At 39.7% G+C, this 19222-nt stretch carries 21 protein-coding genes; 7 read left to right on the plus strand and 14 right to left on the minus strand.

The features are described 5' to 3' along the window. Window positions 1–129: 129 nt before the first annotated feature. From trpA to LT090_RS04975, 6 genes are read right to left on the minus strand one after another with little or no spacing between them, the layout of a single operon-like run. Window positions 130–948, minus strand: a complete 819-nt coding sequence (gene trpA / locus LT090_RS04950; RefSeq protein WP_068547849.1) for a tryptophan synthase subunit alpha — start codon at window positions 946–948, stop codon at window positions 130–132. Next, window positions 948–2207, minus strand: coding sequence for a tryptophan synthase subunit beta (trpB, locus tag LT090_RS04955; protein WP_068547848.1), 1260 nt, complete (start codon window positions 2205–2207; stop codon window positions 948–950). The genes trpA and trpB overlap by 1 nt, the downstream gene beginning before the upstream one ends. 14 nt (window positions 2208–2221) lie before the next feature. Then, the gene (gene trpCF / locus LT090_RS04960; RefSeq protein WP_068547847.1) at window positions 2222–3649 is read right to left on the minus strand and encodes a bifunctional indole-3-glycerol-phosphate synthase TrpC/phosphoribosylanthranilate isomerase TrpF; all 1428 of its coding nucleotides are present in this window, start codon (window positions 3647–3649) and stop codon (window positions 2222–2224) included. Continuing rightward, entirely contained in the window at window positions 3642–4649 is a 1008-nt protein-coding gene (gene trpD / locus LT090_RS04965) for an anthranilate phosphoribosyltransferase (RefSeq protein WP_068547846.1), read from the minus strand. The genes trpCF and trpD overlap by 8 nt, the downstream gene beginning before the upstream one ends. Window position 4650: 1 nt before the next feature. Further along, window positions 4651–5310 carry an aminodeoxychorismate/anthranilate synthase component II gene (locus LT090_RS04970; RefSeq protein ID WP_068547845.1) on the minus strand — a complete coding sequence of 220 codons (660 nt, stop codon included), beginning with the start codon at window positions 5308–5310 and terminating at the stop codon, window positions 4651–4653. A 2-nt stretch (window positions 5311–5312) separates the two neighbouring features. Beyond that, a complete protein-coding gene (locus tag LT090_RS04975) occupies window positions 5313–6977 on the minus strand; it encodes an anthranilate synthase component 1 (RefSeq protein ID WP_068547844.1) in 1665 nt (554 codons plus the stop codon). Between the two features lie 362 nt (window positions 6978–7339). Here LT090_RS04975 and rnm point away from each other — a divergent pair, with 362 nt between their 5' ends. The 5 genes from rnm to rluB are packed head-to-tail and all read left to right on the plus strand — an operon-like array spanning window position 7340 to window position 11269. Next, the gene (gene rnm, locus LT090_RS04980) at window positions 7340–8215 is read left to right on the plus strand and encodes an RNase RNM (RefSeq protein ID WP_068547843.1); all 876 of its coding nucleotides are present in this window, start codon (window positions 7340–7342) and stop codon (window positions 8213–8215) included. Between the two features lie 12 nt (window positions 8216–8227). Next, window positions 8228–8848 carry an L-threonylcarbamoyladenylate synthase gene (locus LT090_RS04985; protein ID WP_068547842.1) on the plus strand — a complete coding sequence of 207 codons (621 nt, stop codon included), beginning with the start codon at window positions 8228–8230 and terminating at the stop codon, window positions 8846–8848. Window positions 8849–8883: 35 nt separating this feature from the next. Beyond that, entirely contained in the window at window positions 8884–9720 is an 837-nt protein-coding gene (locus tag LT090_RS04990; RefSeq protein WP_068547864.1) for a segregation and condensation protein A, read from the plus strand. A 53-nt stretch (window positions 9721–9773) separates the two neighbouring features. Further along, window positions 9774–10364, plus strand: a complete 591-nt coding sequence (gene scpB, locus LT090_RS04995; RefSeq protein WP_068547841.1) for an SMC-Scp complex subunit ScpB — start codon at window positions 9774–9776, stop codon at window positions 10362–10364. Window positions 10365–10372: 8 nt separating this feature from the next. Continuing rightward, entirely contained in the window at window positions 10373–11269 is an 897-nt protein-coding gene (gene rluB, locus LT090_RS05000; RefSeq protein ID WP_068547840.1) for a 23S rRNA pseudouridine(2605) synthase RluB, read from the plus strand. Window positions 11270–11651: 382 nt separating this feature from the next. On the opposite strand, the gene LT090_RS05005 is transcribed toward rluB, so the two are convergent. Both LT090_RS05005 and LT090_RS05010 read right to left on the minus strand, forming a co-directional pair. Beyond that, a complete protein-coding gene (locus LT090_RS05005) occupies window positions 11652–12239 on the minus strand; it encodes a hypothetical protein (protein ID WP_068547839.1) in 588 nt (195 codons plus the stop codon). Window positions 12240–12516: 277 nt separating this feature from the next. Beyond that, the gene (locus LT090_RS05010) at window positions 12517–12783 is read right to left on the minus strand and encodes a hypothetical protein (protein ID WP_158009930.1); all 267 of its coding nucleotides are present in this window, start codon (window positions 12781–12783) and stop codon (window positions 12517–12519) included. 194 nt (window positions 12784–12977) lie between these two features. On the opposite strand from LT090_RS05010, the gene LT090_RS05015 reads away from it, so the two are divergent. Both LT090_RS05015 and LT090_RS17010 read left to right on the plus strand, forming a co-directional pair. Next, complete coding sequence (locus tag LT090_RS05015; protein WP_068547699.1) at window positions 12978–14021, plus strand: IS110 family RNA-guided transposase; 1044 nt, start codon at window positions 12978–12980, stop codon at window positions 14019–14021. A 243-nt stretch (window positions 14022–14264) separates the two neighbouring features. Beyond that, on the plus strand, window positions 14265–14408 hold the full coding sequence (locus tag LT090_RS17010; protein ID WP_157726661.1) for a hypothetical protein: 144 nt from the start codon (window positions 14265–14267) through the stop codon (window positions 14406–14408). Between the two features lie 69 nt (window positions 14409–14477). On the opposite strand, the gene LT090_RS05020 is transcribed toward LT090_RS17010, so the two are convergent. From LT090_RS05020 to mepK, 6 genes are all read right to left on the minus strand, one after another. Next, window positions 14478–14867 carry a hypothetical protein gene (locus LT090_RS05020; RefSeq protein WP_068546930.1) on the minus strand — a complete coding sequence of 130 codons (390 nt, stop codon included), beginning with the start codon at window positions 14865–14867 and terminating at the stop codon, window positions 14478–14480. A 251-nt stretch (window positions 14868–15118) separates the two neighbouring features. Beyond that, window positions 15119–15484: a hypothetical protein gene (locus LT090_RS05025; protein WP_068546929.1), complete on the minus strand. Its 366-nt coding sequence runs from the start codon at window positions 15482–15484 to the stop codon at window positions 15119–15121. Between the two features lie 149 nt (window positions 15485–15633). Further along, the gene (locus LT090_RS05030; RefSeq protein WP_068546928.1) at window positions 15634–15996 is read right to left on the minus strand and encodes a hypothetical protein; all 363 of its coding nucleotides are present in this window, start codon (window positions 15994–15996) and stop codon (window positions 15634–15636) included. Window positions 15997–16062: 66 nt separating this feature from the next. Beyond that, on the minus strand, window positions 16063–16584 hold the full coding sequence (locus LT090_RS17195) for a methylated-DNA--[protein]-cysteine S-methyltransferase (RefSeq protein WP_068546927.1): 522 nt from the start codon (window positions 16582–16584) through the stop codon (window positions 16063–16065). An 86-nt stretch (window positions 16585–16670) separates the two neighbouring features. Further along, a complete protein-coding gene (locus LT090_RS05040; RefSeq protein WP_068546926.1) occupies window positions 16671–18194 on the minus strand; it encodes a DNA-3-methyladenine glycosylase 2 family protein in 1524 nt (507 codons plus the stop codon). 346 nt (window positions 18195–18540) lie between these two features. Next, the gene (gene mepK, locus LT090_RS05045; protein ID WP_068546925.1) at window positions 18541–19104 is read right to left on the minus strand and encodes a peptidoglycan L,D-endopeptidase MepK; all 564 of its coding nucleotides are present in this window, start codon (window positions 19102–19104) and stop codon (window positions 18541–18543) included. Window positions 19105–19222 lie beyond the last annotated feature (118 nt).

Consider the following 19222-nt stretch of genomic DNA (forward strand, 5'->3'; position numbering starts at 1 on the left):
GTTTGGCTTAGTTTGGCTTAGTTTAGCGACGTGTTTAATGATGCATTTTATATGGCGATTGTCGTATATTAGTTGCCTTCCATGGCATTACGACATTAATTCATCCTGAATTTCAATTTGTCGCTATGTTTAACTTGCTGCTTTCATCGATTGAATAAACGTCGCTAAGCTCGCTAACATTTGTTGTTCGTCATCAATGTTATTGGCAATAATGTTAACGACAGCACTACCACTTATCGCACCTTTAGCACCGCTATCTATCGCTTCTTTAACTTGCTCAGGGGATGAAATACCAAACCCTAATACTGGCTCTGGAGCATGGTAACCATCTAGCGTTGCAATTAACTCCTTGCCCGGCATATTCGCTTTTACTTCAGTGCCAGTAACGCCAGCGCGACTTAAAACATAAGTATAGCCTTGTCCATGTGCAGCGACCTTTTTCAAAGTATCTTCATCGGCGTTTGGTGGTGCAATAAAAATAGGCGCTATATCATGAGCAAGAGCCGCTTGTTCAAAACGTTTGCTTTCACGCATTGGTACATCAGCGATAAGCACAGAATCCACACCAGCATTTTTCATGTCGTTATAAAACTTATCGATACCACGGGCAAACACTAAATTAGCATAGAGCAATAACCCGATAGGAATATCAGGCGCATAAGCTCTAATTTCAGTTAATATGTCGATACAAACATCAGTATTGATTTTCGCGTTTAACGCTCGCTTTGCTGCCATCTGAATAGTTAAACCATCGGCACTAGGATCTGAAAACGGAATACCTAATTCGAGCGCATCAGCACCGTTATCAATTAACGTTTTTATGATCTCAATAGATTGTTGTTTATGTGGGTCGCCAATCATAACAAAAGGAATAAACGCCCCTTGCTGTTTGCTCGCTAAGTTTGCAAAACACTGTTGATAACGCTGACCTGTTTTAATGTTAGTCATTATAATTCTCCTCCCTTAGCTTTCTCTTTTGAGGCTTGTTCTCGTTTTTCACGATAATTTTCACCACCTAAAATACTACTAACATGAGCTAAATCTTTATCACCACGACCCGATAAATTAACTAAAATCACAGTTTCTTCAGTTGCAGCATCTGCTAATTTCACCGCATGAGCCAAGGCATGGGAAGATTCTAACGCAGGAATAATACCTTCATTTCGAGATAAGGCTTGAAATGCATTGAGTGCTTCATCATCGTTAATCGGAACATATTCAGCTCTGCCAATATCTTTTAGTAAAGAATGTTGCGGCCCCACTCCTGGGTAATCTAAGCCTGCTGATACCGAATAAGATTCTTCAATTTGACCGTATTTATCTTGCATAATATAGGTGTACGCGCCATGTAGCATACCTTTACTGCCAGCCACTAAAGTTGCGCCATGTTGGGGGGTATCGATCCCTTTACCACCGGCTTCCACGCCAACTAACTTAACCTCTGTTTCGTCGATAAAATCATGGAACATGCCGATGGCATTAGAGCCACCTCCAACACAAGCTACGACATAGTCAGGTAAGCGACCTTGTTCTTTCAAGATTTGCTGCTTTGCTTCAATGCCAATCATTTTTTGAAATTCACGAACAATGGTTGGAAATGGGTGAGGACCTGCCGCGGTACCTAACAAGTAATGGGCATTGTCATAATTGGCTGACCAGTCTCTTAATGCTTCATTAACCGCATCTTTTAATGTGCCTGAGCCTGCAGTTACCGGGATAACTTCTGCGCCCATAAGCTCCATTCTAAAAACATTTGGTTGCTGACGGTCACAATCTACTTTACCCATATAAACTCGGCACTTTAAGCCAAGTAATGAACAAGCGATAGCCGTTGCAACACCATGTTGTCCGGCTCCAGTTTCAGCGATGATTTCTGTTTTGCCCATTTTCTTAGCAAGCAAAGCCTGACCAAGTACCTGGTTGGTTTTGTGAGCGCCGCCGTGAAGTAAGTCTTCACGTTTAAGGTATATCTTTGCCAACGGATTTTTCACTAAGTTGCGACAAAGGGTAAGTGGTGTAGGGCGACCAGCAAAAGAGTTTAGTAAATGGTTAAACTCGTTTTGAAATTCTTCATCGTTTTGTGAGTCTATGAATGCCGCTTCTAACTGTTCTAATGCAGGAACCAGTAATTCACTTACGTACATACCGCCAAATTCACCAAAATATGGTGATAAGGCGTCATCATTTTGTTGTTTTGGATCTGTCATGTTAATACTGCCTATTAATAATTTCTTATAAGCTCAAAAGCTTTTTTTAATTTGTTGTGGTCTTTGACACCTGGGCTTACTTCAATACCCGAGTTAATATCTAAACCTACTAATTCTTGTTCAGCGCAAAGTTCTAATGCGCTGCGGATGTTGTCTATATTCAGGCCACCAGCGAGCATGCAATTGCTAAAATCTTGCTGTGAATTTGCTAACAGTTGCCAGTTAAACGCTTGACCGCTTCCACCTTGTTGAGCGTCGAGTAAGTAACTATCTGCACCATAGTTTAACTTTGGTAGTTGCTGCATTACGCTGATAGCTTTAACGATTTTGCAATGGCTATTTAGATGTATACGCAACGCGTCAATAAACTGATCATCTTCATTGCCATGTAACTGCACCGCATCTAAATTTAGGTGGTTGGCAAAGTTGCTGACTTCATCAACACTTTGATCTTTAAACACACCAACATAATTAATGCTAGCCATACTTGCTTCAGCAAGCTCTTCGATAATTCTACGCGCTTGTTCAAAACTAACGTGACGAGTGGATTGCTCGGTAAAGATAAAACCAGCATACACTGCGCCGGCTTGTATCACTGCACTCACATCGGCCGTTGATGTTAAGCCACAGACTTTATTGTCGCCGAAAATTAATTCGCGGCAGGCCAAATCAATATCATCTTTTGCCATAACCGAGCTACCGACTAAAAAGCCGTTAACAGCTGGGGCTAATTCGCGTACTTGTTTATTGGTATAGATACCCGATTCAGAAATAATCAATGTGCCATCAGGGATCATCGGCGCTAATTCAAACGTAGTGGTTAGATTCGTTGATAGGTCTCTAAGGTTGCGATTGTTGATGCCAATTAATTTCGCACCAAGTTTTATCGCTCGAGTGGTTTCTTCTGCATTTGAAACCTCGGTTAAGATCGCCATGTTATAGCGCAGGGCAACGCTAGCTAGATGTTTGTATTCATCATCTGATAGGACGCTCAGCATTAATAAAATAGCGTCTGCGCCGTAATAACGACCAAGGCATATTTGGTATTCGTCTATAAAAAAGTCTTTATTTAGTACTGGACAACTTACTTTGTCGGTAACCATTTTTAAGTACTCGTGAGTACCTTGGAAATACTTATAGTCAGTTAGCACTGAGATTGCTGCCGCATATTTTTGGTAGGTCAGAGCAATATCTAATACATCGAAATGCTCGCGTATTAAGCCTTTTGAAGGTGAGGCCTTTTTACATTCTAGAATAAAACCTGCATTCTCTTGTGCTAATGACGCGTACATATCTTTAGTACTTGGTTGCAAATCATCAATGAAACTAGCAAGCGGCCTGCTAGCTTTTAGTTGTTCAACTTCAATACGTTTGTCGGCAACAATTTTTTCTAAAATATTAGCTTGTTTGCTATTTGTTGCTTGTGTGTTTTGCTCAGACATTGCTGACCTCTATCATGCTTTGTAATGTTTTAACGGCAGAGCCTTGTTTTAATGTGTCTTTTACGATACTTGCAGCGCCGCGCAAGTTGTCTGATTTACCAGCAAGGTAAATTAGTGCGGCAGCGTTAATGATAACAGCATCAATATGAGCTTGTTCGCCATTGCCACTGAGTACAGCCATTGAATAACGTGCGTTGTCAGCGGGTAATCCACCTTTAATCGATTCTAAAGTGTGCGTTTCTAAACCAAAGTCACTTGGTATTACCGATTTTTCGATGAGTTGGTCGCCATCAATTTCGATAACTTGGGTTTCACCATGAATGGCCACTTCATCGAGGCCACTGCCGTGAACCACCCAAGCACGCTCAACACCAGTTAGTTGTAATGCTTTTGCCATAGGTTTAAGTAATTCTGGTGTGTAGACACCTAATAGCATTACTTTTGGACTTGCCGGATTTACCAATGGACCAAGTATATTAAATAAAGTTCTAACGCCCATTGCTGCGCGAACAGGGGCGGCATGTCTAAAGCCGGAGTGGTAATTTGGTGCAAAAAGAAAGCTGCAACCACTAGTTTTTATCGATTCGAGAGCTTTTTCTGGTGAAAGAGTTAAGTTAACACCAAAGCTTTCTAATAAATCCGCTGATCCAGATTGACTTGAAACGCTGCGGTTACCATGTTTTGCAACGTTGAGGCCGCAAGCACCGGCAACAATTGCTGCTGTGGTAGATATATTAATGGTGCTATGACCATCACCTCCCGTACCGACGCAATCAACAAGACGAAGGTCATTTTCTGGAAACGGCGTTGCAGCGGCTCGGATTGCAATTGCCGCACCGGCGATTTCAGTTGCTGTTTCACCTTTAATTTTTAACGCAGTCAACACACTTGCCATCAGTGCAGGCTCAACATTGCCGTTTACCACTTCAGTGAAAAACGCTTCGGCTTGCTGTTGACTTAAGTCTTTGCCATCAATTAACTGTTGTAAAATATCACTCATCTTAAGCATTCCTTGTTTTGCTGTTACTACTAGCGCTTTGACTTACTTGACTCATTGTTGATTCATCGTTCATTGAATTTGTCGCTAATAAATAATCGAAACTTTGTGTTATCAACACGCTACCTTTAGAAGTCAGCAAAGACTCTGGGTGAAATTGAAAGCCGAGTACTTTGTCGTTTGCATTCAAAATCGCCATTGGCAAATCATTGTACTGCGCGATGGTTTCTAAACTATCGGGCATATCAGTACCAATTAACGAATGGTATCGTGCAACTGGCAATGGTGACGGTAGACCGGCAAATGGTCCAATACCATTATGTTCTACATTAGAAGCTTTACCATGAACAATTTCACCTGCGCGCTCTACTTTTCCACCATAGTGTTCAACAATCGCTTGGTGTCCTAAGCAAATACCAAGAATTGGGAATTTACCCGTACAAAGTGCAAGTAAATCCATTAAGCTTCCTGCGCCTTTTGGATCGCCAGGACCTGGTGATAATACTAAGATCACTGGCTCTGAATGTGCGCACATCTTATTGTAAATAAATTCAGCATCGACAGTATTACGATAGATTATTGGCTCAAACCCTAAGGTTTTAAATTCATCAACTAAGTTGTATGTGAACGAGTCTAGGTTGTCGAGCATATATAATTTAGTCATTGTTACGCTTCCTTACTTTGACTAGCATGGCTAGAATTTTTATTAGCTAAAGAAGAGGATTGCTTAGCAGCATTTGCTATTTGCACTGCTTTTATTACCGCTTGTGCTTTTTGCCTGGTCTCATCGGCTTCGGCTTGCGCCACTGAATCATAAACCACACCAGCACCTGCTTGAATATAGGCTTTATTGTTTTTAACAAAAGCACTGCGAATAACAATACAAGTATCCATATCGCCGTGACCATTTATATAACCAACCGCGCCGCCATAGCTGCCACGGCGTTTGCCTTCGATAGAGCGGATTAGTGACGTTGCTTTTACTTTTGGAGCGCCGGAAAGGGTGCCCATGTTCATACACGCTTGATAGGCGTGCAGCGCATCAAGTTTTTCGCTAAGGGTACCAACAACTCGAGAAACTAAATGCATTACGTGAGAATAGCGGTCTACTTTAAGAAGTTCGGCGACATAACGTGTTCCGCCTTTACTGACTCTGGCAATATCGTTACGTGCTAAATCAACGAGCATTAAGTGCTCCGCTTTTTCTTTTTCATCATTACGCAATTCAAGTTCAATTCGGCCATCCAAATCGGCGCTGTAACTGCCATCACTGCGAAATCCTCGCGGACGTGTGCCGGCGATAGGATAAAGCTCGACTTGGCGACTTTCTTCGGTGTATTTCAGTGCCGACTCTGGAGAGGCGCCAAATAAAGCGAAGTTTTCATCTTTGACGAAAAACATATAAGGGCTTGGGTTTGTCTGTTTTAACACTTGATAAGCATTGATGGCATTATTGCAATCGAGACTAAATGTTCTTGAAGGGACAACCTGAAAAATATCACCTGCTCTAATATGATGTTTGAGTGTTTCAACTTGCTGGCAGAACTCGTCATCACTAATGTTAACGTTGACAGCTTGCTCGCTTTGTTGCGATAGATTTACTGCAGACATTGGCACTACGTTTTTGCATTGCTCTTGCAAGGCAACTAAACGTTGATTTAGTCGCTGTTGGTTACTACTCGAATTGTTGCCGCCAAAGGTATTAGCAATTAATTGCGTTTGCTGCTGCTGATGGTCAATGATCACTAACGTTTCTGCTAAGTAGTAGACATAATCAGAGCAACTATTTTCACTGTTATCTACGCTAGGCAATTGCTCGGCCAGCTCAATTAAATCAAAGGCAAAGGTACCACCAACAAAAATAGAGAAGGGATGATCACTATCGCTTTCCATATGTTGTAATTCTCTAAGCACTTGCATCGGGTTGACACTGAGTAAACGTGAAAGCTCATCTTGCTGAACATCATTTTTTATGAATTTAATGATTAGCTTGCTAGAGCTAGACTCTTCAATGACGACTAGATTTTGATATTGTTGCTCGCTAAAAACTTGTTGTAGGTAAGTAATAACCGCTTCGCCATTATTTGAAAGAGCCGTGAGCCTCACTGACTGCTGATCACAAATGATTTTTAAAGCGCTATCAATTAGTAATAAACTCTTTAATGCCTTTTTATCGATGATTTCAGCCGATTCTAATAACAAACAGTTACTTTGCTCTGCGGTTAGTTGCTTAAACAGAGCTAATGGATCTTGCACGTAGTCGGCACTGCTAACAGTGGTAAAAACTTGTCCATGTTTCGCTTGTTCAATCGGTGTCGTATGTTTGCTCATATTTTCCTTTACCAACAATACCTAAGGTATCTTTATTACTAATTTATAAAATTATGTTCTCAAGTTTTTTTAGCGCTTGTTTTGCTTCTAAATATTAGGCGCTAAAAACGAAAAAACCCGCCATAAAGCGGGTTTTCTGAAATATTTTTGCTGCACGCAATTTCATAACCCACTATGTAAGGTCATGCCACCACCAAATTACTGATTTATTTATTGCGTTCATGCTATTTTTTCTTCTTTATTGATTAGCATATGTTGATGCTATCGAAACCTGTTAGAGAGCTATGTATTTAGCTACTATCTATTTAGTCACTATCTAAGTAAACTATTAATATGATACATAAAACCGCAATTACACTCTGATGTCAACGTTAAGCGATGAAAATAAAACAAATAATTACAATTCTTTAAGAATTGACTTGCATAGTCATACGACATGTTCGGATGGTCATTTGTCGCCGCAAGAGTTAGTGAGTCGTGCGGAAAACTATCAAATCGAACAATTTGCTATTACCGATCACGATACCGTTGATGCTTTTTCAATTGCCCAACAACATATCGACGAGCAAAATTTTAAACTGAGATTAATTTCAGGTATTGAAATTTCAACCATGTGGGAAAATTTCGAAATACATATTGTTGGTTTGAATATTGATACTGAGCACCCAGCCTTAACGACGCTAATTGAACAGCAACAAAATGCCCGAGAACAGCGGGCGCAATTGATGGCCGAAAAACTCACTAAAGCCGGTTTTGAAAACTGCTATGAAGATGCGAAATTGTTAGCTCATCAAGGCACAATCACCAGAGCTCACTTTGCGCGGGTATTGCACAACCGCGGCGTGGTTAGCACCATGCAAAAAGCGTTTGATAAGTATATCGGCAAGGGTAAACGTGCATATGTAAAACCACAATGGTGTTCAATAGAACAAGCAATTTTGGTCATTCATCAAGCTGGTGGTAAGTCAGTGATTGCCCACCCGATGAAGTATGATTTATCGAACAAATGGTTGCGCCGTTTAATTGTTGATTTTAGCGATGCTGGCGGTGATGCGATGGAGGTTGCGTCACCACAAATGAATGAGCAACAACGTTTGTTTTTGCGACAATTGTTAGTCGAGTATCAATTACAAGGCTCGGTTGGATCAGATTTTCACTTTCCGTCAAGGTGGAGTGACTTAGGCAAGAATTTAACGCTACCAGACGATGTCGACGTTGTTTGGCAACATTGGCAATAAGGAGTTGTTACCATGAGTCAGTTTTTTTATATGCATCCGGACAATCCACAGGCAAGGCTGATAAAGCAGGCAGTAGAGATCGTGCATAGAGGTGGTGTAATCGTTTATCCAACGGATTCTGGTTATGCATTAGGGTGTCATATTGGCGACAAAAAAGCGTTAGAGCGCATTTGTCGTATTAGGGACATTGATAGAGAGCATAACTTTACTTTGGTCTGTCGAGACTTGAGTGAATTGTCTGAATATGCTCGTGTTGATAACGCCTATTTTCGCCTGCTAAAAAACAATACACCGGGCGCTTACACCTTTATTTTTAAAGGCACCAAAGAAGTACCAAAGCGGTTATTAAATAGCAAACGTAAAACCATAGGTATTCGAATTCCGGAAAATAATATTGCTATGGCGTTGTTAGAAGCGCTCGGTGAACCGTTAATGTCGACAACATTAATTTTACCTGGCAATGACAGTGCCGAGTTTGATCCTGAAGAAATAAGAGATAACCTGGAACATCAAGTAGATTTAATTCTCAATGGCGGCTACCTCGGCGAAAAGCCTACTACCGTTGTGGATTTCACCGACGATTATCCACAAGTGATACGTACCGGAGAGGGCGATCCTGAACCATTTAATTAATAGCGTGAATAATGGCAGAGACTAATCATACAGCGATGGAAGAAAACAAAGCAGTTGCTAAAAACGCATTAGCCAATAGTGGTGAAATGGTGCAGCAAGTGCTGCCATTAGCATTGGTTCACGGTGAAGCCGTTGTTGAAAAGCCACAAGATCTTTTTATACCACCTGATGCGCTAGAAGTAATTCTTGAAGCGTTCGAAGGACCGCTTGATTTATTACTCTACCTTATTCGCAAACAAAAATTTGATATCGTTGAATTGCCAATCGCCGAAATTACCCGCCAATACATGGTATATGTCGATGTAATGAAAGACTTAAAATTAGAACTTGCCGCTGAGTACCTAGTAATGGCTGCGATTCTAGCGGAAATTAAATCTCGATTATTGTTGCCAAAAACCGATGTCGAAGATGACGAAAGTGATCCTCGAGCCGAGCTAATCAGACGTCTTCAAGAATATGAAGTCATTAAAAATGCGGCTGAAAATCTCGACGAAATACCTCGCTTAGAACGAGATAATTTCGAGTTAACGGTGCAATTGCCAGAAAGTTACAAGCCTAAATTCGTCTCAGCTGATGTTGACCTACAAGAGTTAGTCTTTGCTTTACAGGGCGTATTAAAAAGAGTTGAAGCGTTTGAACACCATCATATTCAGCGAGAAAACTTGTCAACTCGTGAACGTATGACTCAGATATTATCTAAACTAAAATCGAAACAATATTTTGAGTTTAGTGAACTGTTTTCGGTAGAAGAAGGGCGTTCAGGTGTTGTCGTGACATTTTTAGCGATTCTTGAATTACTGAAAGAGTCGTTAATTGAATGTGTGCAAGCGCAAGTGTTTGGTCAAATTCAGCTAAAATTAAAAGAGCACTAAAGTAGTCATAACCAAAGTACTAGTAATAACAAAAATAAAAAGCAAAATTAACGATGAAAAAATTACCCGAAAATGAATTACAAAACTTAATTGAGGCGATGTTATTAGTGTCAGTAACGCCGCTATCAGTAAAATATTTACATCAAACATTATCGGAAGAAGTTAAAATATCGAAAAAAGCGGTGATAAACATTTTACAACAGCTTAAAAATGATTATGATCAGCGCGGAATTGAATTAGTTGAAGTCGCGACAGGCTATCGTTTTCAGGCGAGAGACCAATATAGCGACTATATAGCCTTGTTATTTAAAGAAAAAGCACCAAGATATTCACGTGCTTTACTGGAAACATTGTCACTTATCGCCTATCGTCAACCTATTACTCGTGGCGAAATTGAAGATATTCGAGGCGTTGCGGTAAGTAGCTATATAATTAAAACATTACAGGAAAGAGATTGGATCTGCGTTGTCGGCCATAAAGAAGTACCGGGTAAGCCGGCGCTGTTTGCCACAACCAAAGCATTTCTTGATTACTTTTCTCTGAAATCTCTGGCACAGCTCCCTGAGCTCATGTCAGTAAATGAGCTCGACATCGACAACGATGTTGAGCAAGCATCACTTGCCGAGAAGGCAACGCAAAATTAAGAGATATTATGTCTGAAAAATTACAGAAAGTATTAGCTAGAGCAGGTAAAGGCTCACGACGCGAAATGGAAGGCGTTATCAGTCAAGGACGCGTAAGTGTTAATGGTAAGGTTGCTTATCTTGGTGATCGCGTTGAAGGTAACGAACAAATTCGCATTGATGGACATCAAGTTAAAATAGTTAACGTTGATGAACAACCTTGTCGCGTTTTGGTTTACAACAAACCTGAAGGCGAAATGTGTACTCGTAAAGATCCTGAAGGTAGACCAACCGTTTTTGACCGACTTCCACGTATCGAAGGTAGTCGTTGGGTTGCCGTTGGTCGTTTGGATATCAATACATCAGGTATGCTTATTTTCACCAATGATGGTGAATTAGCCAATCGCTTAATGCACCCATCTCACGAAGTTGAACGTGAATATGCCGTCCGTGTTTTCGGTGAAATTGATGAAGCGATGTTACAACGCCTTCGTCATGGCGTTAAGCTTGAAGACGGTATGGCCAAGTTCGACAAAATTACCTACAAAGGTGGTGAAGGTCGTAATCATTGGTTCCACGTTGTTCTAACGGAAGGTAGAAACCGAGAAGTAAGACGTTTATGGGAATCACAAGATGTCTTAGTAAGTCGTCTTATCCGTGTTCGCTATGGTGATATGACCATGGAGCGCAGACTACCACTTGGTGGCTGGGTTGAGTTAAATCTTAAAGATGTTAACTATTACCGTAAGTTAGTACAGTTATCTGCGGAAACTCAATCGAAAGTGAAAGTCGATGAAAAACGCATTGATAACACTAAGAGTCGTAAGATCCGTAACCAAGTGAAAAAACATCAACAACGTCAAGGCCAGTCGCAACAGCAACAACGCCAAGGACAAAAGCAGCAACGTACGAGAAAGCGTCGCTAAACATAGGCAGTTTGGCTAAACATCAGCCTAAAAGAAAAATGAAAGAGGATTATGATAGTCATAATCCTCTTTTTTGTGCATGCTATTTCTGCTTTGTGTCATTCAGAGACAGTCACAATATCAGAAAAAGAGCACCAAAGAAGCCCGCACACAATAAGAAAAAGTACAACGTCATTGTGGCGAAGGCCACAACCTCCTCAAGCGCAATGAGAGTATAAGTTCGACTTCCTGAACTTGTTTCAGGATCTGTTTTGGTTCTGCTGTGACCGGCTAAAAAGTGCCATTTGCCGTCAGTCGATAAAGCTCATTAAGAGGCTGGAAATATAGTTGGCTATAAAATTGAGCGGAGCGAAAACAGCCATTAGAAATACCTTCTGCACAATTAAGTTCCTCTTGGCATCGGTAGCACACAAGGCATCTTAGGATTCTCTTTTTGTAACTCCTTACAACTCTTTGGTGTTCCATTAACAAACTTCTTAACTGTTAATCTTTTTGAGACACCTCGATAAACAGACGACCATTCTGGTGAGTGTTTAAAGTGTTTTTCAAGATGAGAAAAAACAACGTGCATTGGGCCTTCGAAAATTAGTCCCTCTCTTTTAATAATTACAAACGTATTTGGATCAACACCGTCATGTCGTTTAAAAACAACACTGAACGCAGTATTTAATAAAGACTTCTTTAATAGATAGTCCGCAAAGGTAACTGCTGGGTCTTTACATCTTAAACTCATAACATACTTATAGAAGAAGTCTCGAACATCGCCATGATATTTTTTTATTTTATCTATCGTTATCGTATATTGAACAGAACCTGGACCTTCGAGTAGAATAAGACATAAGTTTTCAGTATTGCCATTACTAATTTTGTTAAAATAGTCTGGAAGAATTGGATAACGATCTCTTAACTCTGCGGATACAGTGGTATTGAACATTAACAAAAGAGATAAGAAGCAAACTAAAATTCTCATAATATATATTCCTATGGCCAGCTTTTTTAACGATTCAGGTTTGCGGTTTCTGGACGTCAGAAGTGTAGGCCCATCTATAGCCCTTGATATCCATCCGATTTCTCGGAGCTTAACTTATTAGCAGCTTACAAAGAGAACTTCTAGGTTGTCAAGAAATGTAACACCATTGAAAACCCATCCGTTTGGCGACTTGTAAAATGTGACAGTCCAGTAAATAGCATGATTTTGAAATTTATGGAGGTAGTAATAACGAAGAAATGAATTTGCAATGCGTTCTTCACGGACGAATTCTTTGCCTTTGCTTTCCCCCGAACCGTTGGTCAACAATTGGCCACTGAGTTGATATTTGGCTGGCCAATCCATCAATTTCAACTGAAGGCATTGGCCAGTAAGGCTTTGCTAATGCCAAGCCCTGCTGAAACTCTTTTCTCGTGAAATGCGCTATCATTTTTTCGGATAAAACTTTAGCTTCGTCCGGCCCCTTAATCGTATCAGCAAATGAAAAGCTTGAGATAAAGGTAATAAATATTCCGATAATTTTCATTATTGCTCCTTTGTTCATAAAGACTGCTAACGCCTCATTCAGAGGCAAATAATTGTTGGCTAAAATCGCGACGCAGGAGCAAAAGCCAACTGTTATTTGTCCTGCTGCAATGACTTGATACTTATTGAGCCTTCTCCCCGAAGTCTAGCGATAAACTAGACTTCAAGGCGACCAAACCAAAAGGAGAACACTCAATGAAATTCTATACTAATTCTCACCCTTTTTATTGTGGGATCGATCTTCATTCACGTATTTTGTACGTGTGCATTATTGATAATGAAGGAAAAACTGTTTTACATCAACAGATTAAAGCAGATAAGCAACAACTATTAAATTTACTAAAACCTTACATTGGCCATGTCGTTGTTGGTGTTGAATGTATGCATTGCTGGTATTGGGTTAGTGATTGGTGTGAAGAATATAGTATTGATTTTATTCTAGGCCATGCACTTTATATGAAAGCTATTCATGGTGGGAAAGCCAAAAACGACAAAATAGATTCTTATAAAATTGCCTGTTTAATGCGTGGCGGTAACTTCCCTCTTGCTTACGTTTACCCTTCAAGAATGCGTGCAACTCGCGACTTACTCAGACGACGAACTCATGTTGTTAGGCACGGTGCTGATTTAAAAGCACATGTCGTTAATACCGACAGCCAATATAATTTACCGTCTCAAGCACTCAATCTGAAAAATATATCAGCCAGAGAAGGCTTAAAACACCATTACGAGGACCCTGTTATTCAGCGAACCATCGAGCTGGATATGGTGTTACTTGATTGCTATGCAAAAGAGTTAAAGAAAGTAGAATGGTTTATCGAAAAACAAGCGAAAGAGCACCACGGTTGTTATTTATCATTAATACGCACCTTTCCTGGTATCGGACAAATTCTTGGGTTAACCATTCTTTATGAAATTGGTGAGATTTGCCGATTTGAATCCGTTCAAAACTTTGCCTCTTATAGTCGACTCGTAAAGTGTAAAGCCGAGTCAGCAGGTAAAATTTATGGTACTAGCGGCAATAAGATTGGAAATGGCTATCTAAAGTGGGCATTTAGCGAAGCCGCGGTTCTGTATCTGCGCGGTAACGATAGAGCGAAAAACCATCTAAGCAAACTGCAAAAACGCATGAGCAAAGGCAAAGCACTCTCTGCGTTAGCGCATAAAATAGGTCGTTGTGTGTATTACATGCTGAAAAACAAAACGGTATTTGATGAAGATAAATTTTTAAAAGGTTAAGTCGCACAATGGCGTGAGCCTAAAGCCTAACTCGCTGGTTAAGAGCATGAACTATCATCGTCGTTTAATCACTATTTGATGATGATTATGCCAAGTTGTCCAAGCCCATATTGCTTGATTAGACACGCCATTGGTGCGCATACAAACAATAAGCAAAATCGTTTACACCTTAGCTAAGCCTGAAACTAACTGAACGTTTGAATCACTTTGCTTGAATAGTGCTAGTCAAAGGTTAACCGAAGAATGTCTAGTGCCCCTATTTTCACCAAGGAGGATGGAATGATAGGCAGTGATGAGATCACATTAAGAGAGCCTCAATATGTGTTTGCAGTAAACGATGATTTAATTGCAAAGCGACAGAACGAAGCAGACGTTTTTGCTAATTGATATAAGAGGTGGCTGCTACGCAACCACAGAATTTCTAGTGCTTATTTGACAGGAAAAGGCTCATATGTGTTATGTATCGCCATCACATTGCTTCTTATTAGATTCTAGTGTCAGCAATTGATTTACAGTCATTCCAACACAAAAAAGTAAAGTACCCCAAAAGAAATAAGGATCTTCTTCCATAGATAAACCACCATGTTTCCCAGGTATATTCCCATAATAGAGACAGGCTGCTGCGGCAATTAGAATAAAAGAAGATGTGATAATTTTTTCTTTATTAGTGCGTTTACGTTTAGGCTTTTTAGTATCTTCTTTAACTTCAACTTCTGACTCTTCTTCCTCTCTTAGCTTTAATTCATGTAGTAAATCTTTATACCTTTCAGGATATGCTTCCTTATCGATATTTACTTCTACATCATATAACTCTTCGAGTGTATAAGATTGATAGTCAGGTTTCACCAAATCCTTCCTTAGATACATAACAGCTTTATTAAGAAGAGAACACCTGCATTTGCTGTGTAAAGTGCAGATACTTATTCGATAGCGTATGTCTCATAATCGCTCTTTTCTGCCGCTAGGCTTTTAATTTAAATTGCGTTATATTTATCTATGATGCAAATGCGCCAAAACGGTACTTAAGTTGAAAAAGGTAACTTTACTATATGAAAGCTAAATGATTGGCAACTATTTAGGGATTTATGTTTCAGAATTTAGCCCTGAACTTCCATTTTTTCTCCCCACTCATAAAACAATCTATCAATCGATTCTCTATCATTGCCAACTTCATACAGAGCATATAGTTTTTCGTGTAGCTGAAGTGACAAAAGCATTTCAGGATAGCCCTTAATGATTCTAAAAGGACCAAAATCAGGCTCAGTTGGAATCCACATATTGGAAGCTTGTATTACATTGGCTAGCCTAGAATTTATTTCAGAGGTGCCTTCACCAAAATTATTTTCCAATCGATAAGCGTATATTGTCATGTACTTACTATCTTTATACATATATATGCCATTAGCGACATATTCTTTACTATTTCTATTTAAAGGGGTCATATGTTCAGGATCAAGTAACATAATTTTATAATCTCGTTGGGTTTAAAATCTAATAGCCAGTTTGGGGAATTGCTTATACTTACCACCAATAGCAAGTATCTGTAGTTCGCTCTTTAGAGACCTTACCCTAATTAACTGTATTTGTTCAAGGCAGCTGTAAGAAACCCACTTTAACACAGTGATTTTTGTAAACGATACTGTCCCTGAATAAATAATAAGTGTGCGGCAAAGCGTTTGTTGGCGTTGTTATCAAACCAAACCGGTTCAATAATTTCTCTTTCAACCGCCGCTTCAAATATGCGTACCGGGTACTTTTTATAGAATGCTATTGAGAGTTCTACATGACAAGGTTTATTCGGGTATTGCTCATTTCTACTTTGTTCAAATTCTTGTTTTAATTGATCAATGAGTAATGGTGCGATGCTATTGTTGAGCCAGTCGATAAAACGATTAAAGCGCTTTGCCTGCCATAACTTCCAAGCCATCCAAACAAGGATGAGGCTGGCGATACTAAGCATGATGATTTCAGTCATAAATAAAACTAATACAAATTATTAAACAATAAATGGGATCGGCAGAATAACAATTTAATCTAATAATTACACTTTAAAATATGCTTTTTCGTGCATCAGTAATTTTGCCTTGATGCCGATGCCACCGGCATAACCCGTTAGCTTCTTGTCTTTGCCGATGACCCTATGACAAGGAACAATAATAGCAATTTTGTTTGAGCCATTTGCCGTTCCTACGGCTCTAACTGCTTTTGGGTTGTTAATGATATTGGCTAAATCACCATAACTTTTGGTTTGCCCCATCTCAATAGTTGTTAATGCATGCCAAACTGTTTTTTGAAAGTTCGTGCCTTGTTGCGCTAATGGTAAATCAAACACTCGACGCTCACCGGCAAAATATTGCTCGAGTTGTTGTTTGGCAATAGCGACAAATTCGGCTCCAGTATTTGAGCCAGAGCTAAAATTTGTTGTGTTGCTAACTAGGGTACAATTATCCAAGCAAGCGGCTGCTTTACCTTGTTGAAAAGCGACTTCAATTAGTCCGTCATTGCTAGCGATAATTGCAATATCACCATAATCAGATGACAGAATGTTGTAATATTTATCCATTTGTTTTCCCTAATTTTATACTTAGCTTTATTCTCAGCTTTATTCTTAAGTTTGACTTTGGCAGGTCTGGTGGAGCTGTCGTACGACTATTCATTAGAAAGCGATAATGAATGCCATAAATAAATAGCAGCGTAAGCTCGCCATGGTCGCCATTGCTCAGCAATGTTGAGAATTTGTTTCGGCGTAACTTTTTGCTGTTCGGTTGAAAGTGCTTTAATAATGCCTAAGTCTGCAGCAGGAAAAGCATCAGGTAAACTTAGTCCACGCATCGCTAGGTAATTAGCAGTCCATGGACCTATGCCCTTAAGTTGACAAAGCTGTTGTTCAAATACTTCACTGTCTATCGCATTGTCAAAAAGAGACTCATTACTTCCATAGAACTCAACCCATGTTTTTAATGTCCGCATACGGGTATTGGTGATCCCTAAGTTATCAAACTCAGCGTCTGAAAGGGCACTAACCGATGGAAACACTAAGGTTAATTGTTGAGGATACTCGATGTCTTTATTACAAGGTGGTTTACCATAACGTGTGGCAATTCTACTGGCTAAAGTCGTTGCGGCTTTTACCGAAATTTGTTGGCCTAAAATCGCTCGAATCGAAAATTCAAAGTGATGCCAACAGCCTGGCAGCCTTAACCCTGGAAATGCAGTTATTGCTTGTTTAATTTTGTCGTGAGTTCCAATTGTGCTTGTAATGACATCGAGTTCGCAATCTAAATCAAACATTTTACGCACACGGGCAATAATCTTAGGTAAAGCGGTATATTGATCTAAGTGCAAATCCAGTTGTAAGAACTGCTCGCGATTTAACAGTGAATTTTGATCCGCCGCATTGTTCCTATCACTGTTGTTCTTCGCATTTCTGTCTTTAACTTGCTTAAACTTCGCAGGGCAGCTAACTTCTATCCAGCCTGAACACCCATCTAACTCAATGGTACGTTGATAGGTGTCCTCTATATGTTCGACCCCAGGTATTAAACGAGCTCTAAAAAATGACAACATAAGGGCAAAGTCTAAGTCTTGGCTATAACGTAATTTTACCGACAAATAATCACTTTTCGAACGTTTAGAGCCAGTTCTAATTTGACTTGGTGTTTGCTTATATTGAGCCTTAATGTTGTCATTAAAACTACGTAAGCTGGTAAAGCCACTAATACTGGCTATATGCGGCATTGATAATGTTGTTGTTAACAGCAGGTTTCGTGCATTAATTTGACGTTTTTGATTGATGAATGCTTTTGGCAACATGCCTAAATGCTGCTCAAAATAACGCTGTAATTGGCGCTCACTAATATCAAGTTTAGTGGCTAAATCATTAACGCTTATGGTTGGCTGAATTGATAAAATTTCTACTGCTTGCTCTAACAAAGTTGGTAACGGCATATTCGGTGAGAGTTCTGGTTTACAACGTTTACAAGGCTGGTAACCATAAAATTCGGCTTGTACGGCGTTTTGATAATATCGTACGTTTTCTTCTTTTGCCGGGCCGGCAGGACAGGTTGGTCGACAATAGATCCCCGTGGTTAATACCGCTGTATAAAATTTACCATCAAATCTCGGGTCTCTTGATAGTCGAGCTTGTTGGCAGGTAGCGGGATCTAAAATCATTTTCTGTCTAATACTGGTGAAGTTTCCATTATCTTAAAACAAAAAAGTCGAACTTTCTCGCGAAAATCCGACAGTATACCAAATGACTTAAAAATCTGAGTATTGAGAAATAATACTGATTATCAATATTGAAGTGCACTAAGAAGGAAATTAATTATTTCCCTTCGGGAGTTCATCTGAAATCATATAACGGCTGTAAATTTTAAAAGATATGAATAACTATCTATATAAAATTTACTTTGTTATCTAATCCCAGCTGCAACTCTCAATTACCCACATTTTCAAGTCAGTTGGTATTCCAAATCATAATACCCAAAGTTTATTTATCAAAAATAATCTTGTTGAGTTACCAACTACGAACCCATGCAGTATCAATATGAACAAATCCTGAATTAGGGTAATAACCGACACCGCCAAGTTTTAACGATTTTGCCGTATCGCGGATCAAGGCAAGGTCGATACCTGGAATGGCAAAATCAATTGCCTGACCTTTCATGTGAAAGCTTTTCTTTGCGACACCGTTTGAACGACCTGCAAGCATGGCATTCGTCTTAGGCGAACGATAACCAGAGATAATGTGTATCTCCTTGTCTGTCACTAAACGTTGTTGGATCTTATGAAGAAACTGAAATAAACGTCTATCCATGGCGGCAACTTCATTTTGACGATGATCTCGAAGGTTTTTTTCAAATGATTTAATCACATCATTTTGATAAGTGCCATTTGCCCAAAATACGCCTTCAGCTCGTTCACCTGTATGGCGGTTATATAATGCTAAACGTTTGACTGATGTATCCATATTCATCGATGCATGCGCATTATTAATAAGTAATGGTGCGCTAGCGCCAAGTGCTACAGCACCTCCGACTTTACGAAAAAATTGACGACGATTATGACAAACTAAGCTCATACTACCTCTCAGCATTTTGCGGTCCCAACGTCTGCGGGGCCTTTTGAAATGGGATAATTGCGCACAGGTTAATGAAATGTTGCGAGCTTTTCAATGGTATGAAAAATGAACAGTTGTG

Source organism: Thalassotalea crassostreae (genome assembly GCF_001831495.1).
Lineage (GTDB): Bacteria > Pseudomonadota > Gammaproteobacteria > Enterobacterales > Alteromonadaceae > Thalassotalea_A > Thalassotalea_A crassostreae.